Raw genomic sequence first — 5,856 nt, forward strand, 5'->3', positions numbered from 1 at the left:
CCCGTCCGGGATATCGTGTCCTCGGGGATTGCGGCGCCTCACAGCGGACCGGTAGCTTTCGGACGCCAGGACGCGGCCGTGGATCGGGATCGATCCGTATGGGGGGCTGCAGCGTCGACGACCGGTCCTCCACCATGACGAAGGGTGGTAGTCCGTGGTGCCTACGAGCACGAGGAAGCGCTGGATCAGGACGGGGGCGGCGCTCGCGAGCATCGCGGCCGTCGCAGCGGGATCGCTGGTGGCGGCAGGGCCGGCCTCCGCAGCGAACAAGGTGATCCCGGTCGCGCCCGCGCCGCACTCCTGGTCGGACAACGCCCGGTTCGGCGGCACCGAGCCGCTGCCGGTGCCCGGAGACGCGACCACGCTGACCGTCGAGCTGCCCGACTCCACCGCTCCCGACACCTTCACCGAGTGGTCGCACCCCGGCTACCGGGTCGTGACGTGGCAGCTGAGGAGCACCGCGACGGACCTCGCGAGCGGCGAATCCGTCGTCGACACCGCCACCAACTCGATCGACATCCCGATCGGGCGCGCCGCCGGCTCCTTCGGCGGCACCTCGCTGTCGCTCCTCCTGAACGGTTCCGAGAAGAAGGCGGCCGACGCCTACGCTCCGTCCGGCATCGACCGGACGGGCTTCGTCCTCGCCCTCTCCGCCGACCTCCAGGTGACTGCTGCGAGCGGGTCCGCGGAGGCCGACCTCGACCTGTCGACGTCCACCTCCTCCGGGCGCGCCGGCGGCGAATTCTGGGCCGGCGGCGGCACTGTCACCGAGGCCGGCGCGGGCGACGTCATCGTCCTCGACTCTGGTGTCCCCGGCTTCTTCGACCTCGCGGGCCTCAGCGCCACGGTCGGAACGGAGGACGGTGGCCGCCTGAAGGCCGTCCCCAAGGTCGTGCAGGACGGCCGGGGCATCGCGATCACCCCGACCCAGGAGTTCTTCGACCGCTACCTCACCTTCAGCGACACGACGCCGCTCGGCGCCCCGTCGGTCGAGGTGAAGGGACTCAGCCGCGGCGGGGAGCAGCCTTCCGGCACCGGCGTCATCGTGCGCGCGCCGCTGCGCGTCGTCCCGTCGACCACCACCCCGACGCCGGGCACCGGCCTGGAGGTCGTCCGCCTTGCGGGCACCGACCGCCAGGGCACCGCGGTCGAGATCTCGAAGGCGACCTTCGACACCCCCGGCGTCCCCGTCGTCTACATCGCCACCGGCGCGAACTTCCCCGACGCGCTCAGCGCCGGTCCCGCCGCCGCGAAGCAGGGCGGCCCGCTCCTCCTGGTCGACCGCGACTCGGTGAGCCAGGTCGTGCGCGACGAGCTCACCCGTCTCAAGCCCCAGCGGATCGTCGTCGTCGGCTCCGACCTCAGCGTCAGCGACGCCCTCGCGACCGACCTCGGCCAGTACGTCAACGGAAGGGTCTTCCGCGTCGGAGGCACCGACCGCTACGACACGTCGCGGAAGATCATCGAGAGCGCCTTCGAAGGCACCTCGCCGAAGGGGGCCTGGCTCGCGACCGGCGAGAAGTTCCCCGACGCGCTCAGCGCCACCGCCGCCGCGGGCAAGAACTCGGCCCCCGTCGTCCTCGTGAACGGCGGCCTCCCGGCGGCCGACCCGACCACTGTCGGGATCCTGAGGGGGCTCCGGCCTCCGGTGCTCACCATCGCGGGATCCGAGCTGTCGGTCAGCGCCGGCATCCAGAACTCCCTCACGGTGCCGGCCGGACCGGTCGTCAACCGCATCGGCGGGGTCGACCGCTACGACACCTCGGAGCAGCTCAACCGGGCGGCCTTCCCCCGCGGGTCGGAGACCGTGTTCCTGGCCACCGGAGAGAACTTCCCCGACGCCCTGGCCGGAGCCGCGGCCGCCGGGCGCACGGGGAGCCCCCTCTTCGCCGTGCCCCCGACCTGCGTGCCGGTCAAGGTGCTGCAGGGCATCAAGGCAGGCGGAGCGACGCGCATCGTCCTCCTCGGCGGCACCGGCACCCTGTCGGACGCCGTCGCGAAGCTGACTCCCTGCAGCTGAACCGACCCGCACCACGACGAGGGCCCTCCTCCCGCTCCGGCGGGGGAGGGCCCTCGGTCGTTCCCGGCTCGGGACGCCGACGGTCGGATACGCTGGGTCGGATGGACAGCACCACCCGGCGCGCGGACTCGACGCGCGCCGCGCTCGAGGAGTCCGGGAAGAAGGTCGGGACGTGAGCATCCGCCGCTCCAACTTCGAGGGCCAGCCGCAGGTCACCTACGCGGCCGTCGGCGGCACTCTGGCACCCGACCTGCTCGAGTACCCGCCGGACGGCTTCACGGCCGAGCGCTTCGAGGCCCGTCTCGGCTCGGGCGACGAGCGCTTCGCCATCACCACCGCCTCCCTGATGACCTGGGGCGTGCAGCGCGGCAGCGGCATCGAGGTGACCGATATCACCAGCGGCAGCGGCGTGCAGTACACCGGCGTCAACTTCGACGCCGCGGGCACCCCGATCGACCTCGTCAGCCGGCCGACGGAGGAGCACTTCGCTCCCGACGGCACCCCCTACATCACCGCCGGCGTGACCGCCGTGCTCCGCGTGACCCTGCTCGGCCGCGTCGTCGACGCCCCGGTCCGCGTGGTCTACGTCGTCGACGAGCCCGACCAGGTCGGCTTCGCCTACGGCACCCTCGAGGGCCACCCCGAGAGCGGCGAGGAGTCCTTCGTCGTCGAGAAGCGCGCGGACGACTCGGTCTGGCTCGTCATCCGGGTCTTCTCGCGACCCTCCACCCGCCTCTACCGCCTGGGCGCGCCGGTGCTGCGCGCCGTGCAGAAGCGCCAGGTCGCCAAGTACCTGCGCGCGCTGCTGCCGGCGCGCGTCAGCTGACGTGGGGAGCGCCCTCCCGATCGCCGATCCTGCTCCGCTCGACGGCGGACTGCCCGCGTCCGTCGTCGACGGCGTGGAGCAGCGCGACCTCGGCCTCTACGTGCACGTGCCGTTCTGCCGGGTCCGCTGCGGGTACTGCGACTTCAACACCTACACGGCGACCGAGCTCCGTGGGGCGAAGCAGCAGGACTACGCCGACGAGGCGATCACCGAGATGGCTCTCGGTGCCGAGGTGCTCGAGCGCGCGGGTCTGCCCCGACGCCCCGCCCGCACGGTCTTCTTCGGCGGCGGGACGCCCACCCTCCTGCCCGCCGGCGACCTGGTGCGGATGCTGGACGGCCTCCGCACCCACTTCGGGGTCGCGCCCGACGCCGAGATCACCACCGAGGCGAACCCGGACTCCGTCGACGCCGCCTACCTCCGCGCGCTGGCCGAGGCGGGCTTCACCCGCGTCAGCTTCGGGATGCAGTCGGCCGTGCCGCACGTCCTCGCCACGCTCGAGCGCACCCACGACCCGGAGCGGGTCCCGCTCGTGGTCGAGTGGGCGCGGGAGGCCGGCCTGCAGGTCAGCCTCGACCTCATCTACGGCACGCCGGGGGAGTCCCTCGCGGACTGGGAGCGGTCGCTCGACTCCGCGCTCGCCAACCGGCCGGACCACCTCTCGGCCTACGCCCTGATCGTGGAGGACGGCACGAAGCTCGCCCGGCAGATCCGCCGCGGCGAGGTCGCGACCCCGGACGACGACCTCACCGCCGACATGTACGAGCTCGCCGACGCGCGCCTGGCCGCTGCCGGGTACTCCTGGTACGAGGTCAGCAACTGGGCCCGCGACGACGCCCACCGCTCCCGGCACAACCTCTCGTACTGGCTCGGCCACGACTGGTGGGGCGTCGGTCCCGGCGCGCACAGCCACGTCGGAGGCGTGCGCTGGTGGAACGTGAAGCACCCGGCGGCCTACGCCGACCGGCTGAGCACCGGTGCCTCGCCCGCTGCCGGGCGGGAGACGCTCGACGCGGGCACGCGGCGTGTGGAGGACGTGCTGCTGCGCTCGCGCCTGGCGGACGGGCTGCCCATCGACGCGATCGACGCCGATCGGCGCAGCGAGGTGGCGGGGCTCATCGCCGACGGCCTCGTCGACGGCCGGGCGGCGCTCGGCGGCCGGATCGTGCTGACCCTGCGCGGCCGTCTGCTGGCCGACGCGGTCGTGCGCCGCCTCACCGACGGCTGAGGCCGGATCCCGGGGCGGGCGACGCACGGCCGCCCCGGTTCCGCGGCTACTTGAAGAACGGGATGCTGAGCGGGTACGTGTAGTACTCGCCCGCGCTGGCGCGCACCGAGGCGATGATCGCGAAGACGATCACCAGGATCGGCACGACCAGGAACACGATGAAGCCGACGAGCACGAAGGACAGGATCGTCCCGGCGACGTAGGCGATCAGCGTCGTCAGGTGGAAGTTGAGGGCCGTCTTGGCGTGCGCCTCGAGGAACGGTCCGCGCCCCTTGAAGACCAGGAAGACGATCAGCGAGGGCAGGAAGCTGAAGAAGATCCCGGTCACGTGCGTGACGATCGCCCAGGTCTTCTCGTCCGCCGGGTTCAGCGGCGGAGCCGGGGTCCCGTAGACGGGGGGCGGGGGAGGGGTGGCCGACATGATGGTCTCCGTTCCGGCGGCGGCGACGGGCGTCCCCCGTGCGCTCGGCGTCCATCGTGGCATGCGGCGACTCCCTGCGCACCGGGCCGCGCGGGACCTCCTCCTCGGGGATGACGGGGCTCCTCCCCGCGGCCCTGCAGGAGTGCACCCCGGCCGATCCCGGCGCAACACCGCCGGGCGGTCCGCCTCCCGGTTATGATTGGCACTCAGAGTTGCGGAGTGCCAGGCTCCGCGCGGCGTCAGCGCCGCAGACGGTCGTGCCCGCGGGCACTCGGAGTCCGGCGGGAGGTCGGTCGTATGGTCACGGAGCGCGGTCTCCAGGTCCTGCGCGTGATCGTGCAGGACTACGTGGCGAACCGGGAGCCGGTGGGCTCCAAGTCGATCGTCGAGCGCCACGCGTTCGGCGTCTCGGCCGCCACCATCCGCAACGAGATGGCCCAGCTGGAGGAGGAGGAGCTGATCGCGGCTCCGCACACGTCCTCCGGACGCGTGCCGACCGACAAGGGCTACCGCCTCTTCGTCGACCAGCTCGCCGACCTGCGCCCGCTCACCTCCGCGCAGCGCCAGGCGATCGAGACCTTCCTCGGGCAGAGCCCGGACCTCGACGAGGTGCTGGTCAAGACCGTCCGCCTGCTCTCTCAGCTCACCAACAGCGTCGCGCTCGTGCAGTACCCGTCGTTCGGAGCCGCGCGGCTGCGCCACGTGGAGCTCGTCGCCCTCGCTCCCCGCCGCCTCCTGTCGGTGCTGATCACCGACACCGGCCGCGTCGACCAGCGCGTGCTCGAGACCCCGGAGGACGTGGACGACGCGCTCCTCGGCGAGATCCGCGCGAAGCTCAACACGGCCGTGCTGGGCCTCGGGCTCCAGCAGGCGGCCGAGACGCTCGGCTCCGTCGCGGAGCGCTTCAGCCCCGAGCGGCGCCACGTGCTGACGCCGATCGTGCAGACCCTGCTCGAGCAGGTCGGCGCCAACCGGCAGGACCGCCTGGTCATGGCCGGCGCCGCCAACCTCGTCCGCACCGAGGAGGACTTCTCGGGCAGCATCTACCCCGTGCTCGAGGCGATCGAGGAGCAGGTGGAGCTGCTGCGCCTCTTCGCCGAGATGACCCCGGACCCCCGGGGCATCTCGGTGCGCATCGGCCGCGAGAACGCGCCGTTCGGGCTGCAGGAGACCTCGGTGCTCACGAGCGGGTACAACACCGCGGGCGGCCAGGTCTCGCGCCTGGGCGTGCTCGGCCCGATCCGGATGGACTACTCCGGCAACATCACCGCGGTGCGCGCCGTCGCCCGCTACCTCTCCCGCCTCCTCGGCGAGGAGTAGGCCCGACCTCCCGGCCCCCGCCGGATCCCCCCGGTGCGCCG

General features: G+C 72.8%; 5 protein-coding genes. 4 read left to right on the plus strand and 1 reads right to left on the minus strand.

Features of this window, described 5'->3' with window-relative positions; all coding sequences use genetic code 11:
• Positions 1 to 154: 154 nt before the first annotated feature.
• From C5C95_RS16835 to hemW, 3 genes are all read left to right on the plus strand, one after another.
• Positions 155 to 2,020 carry a cell wall-binding repeat-containing protein gene (locus tag C5C95_RS16835; protein ID WP_104324900.1) on the plus strand — a complete coding sequence of 622 codons (1,866 nt, stop codon included), beginning with the start codon at positions 155 to 157 and terminating at the stop codon, positions 2,018 to 2,020.
• Between the two features lie 172 nt (positions 2,021 to 2,192).
• Positions 2,193 to 2,846 carry a DUF1990 family protein gene (locus C5C95_RS16840; protein WP_258066342.1) on the plus strand — a complete coding sequence of 218 codons (654 nt, stop codon included), beginning with the start codon at positions 2,193 to 2,195 and terminating at the stop codon, positions 2,844 to 2,846.
• A gap of 1 nt (position 2,847) precedes the next feature.
• The gene (gene hemW / locus C5C95_RS16845) at positions 2,848 to 4,074 is read left to right on the plus strand and encodes a radical SAM family heme chaperone HemW (RefSeq protein ID WP_104308343.1); all 1,227 of its coding nucleotides are present in this window, start codon (positions 2,848 to 2,850) and stop codon (positions 4,072 to 4,074) included.
• A 46-nt stretch (positions 4,075 to 4,120) separates the two neighbouring features.
• Here the strand turns inward: hemW and C5C95_RS16850 are convergent, their stop codons facing one another.
• Positions 4,121 to 4,558 (minus strand): DUF4870 domain-containing protein, encoded by a 438-nt coding sequence (locus tag C5C95_RS16850; RefSeq protein WP_244229439.1) that lies wholly within the window; start codon positions 4,556 to 4,558, stop codon positions 4,121 to 4,123.
• A 234-nt stretch (positions 4,559 to 4,792) separates the two neighbouring features.
• Here C5C95_RS16850 and hrcA point away from each other — a divergent pair, with 234 nt between their 5' ends.
• Entirely contained in the window at positions 4,793 to 5,815 is a 1,023-nt protein-coding gene (gene hrcA, locus C5C95_RS16855) for a heat-inducible transcriptional repressor HrcA (protein WP_104223131.1), read from the plus strand.
• Positions 5,816 to 5,856: the final 41 nt, after the last annotated feature.

Source organism: Rathayibacter sp. AY1B7 (assembly GCF_002932735.1).
GTDB lineage: Bacteria > Actinomycetota > Actinomycetes > Actinomycetales > Microbacteriaceae > Rathayibacter.

Bases quoted from the DNA above. Each gene is read 5' to 3' on its own strand.
- C5C95_RS16850 (WP_244229439.1), bottom strand. From the start codon at position 4,558: ATGCCACGATGGACGCCGAGCGCACGGGGGACGCCCGTCGCCGCCGCC.
- hrcA (WP_104223131.1), top strand. From the start codon at position 4,793: ATGGTCACGGAGCGCGGTCTCCAGGTCCTGCGCGTGATCGTGCAGGAC.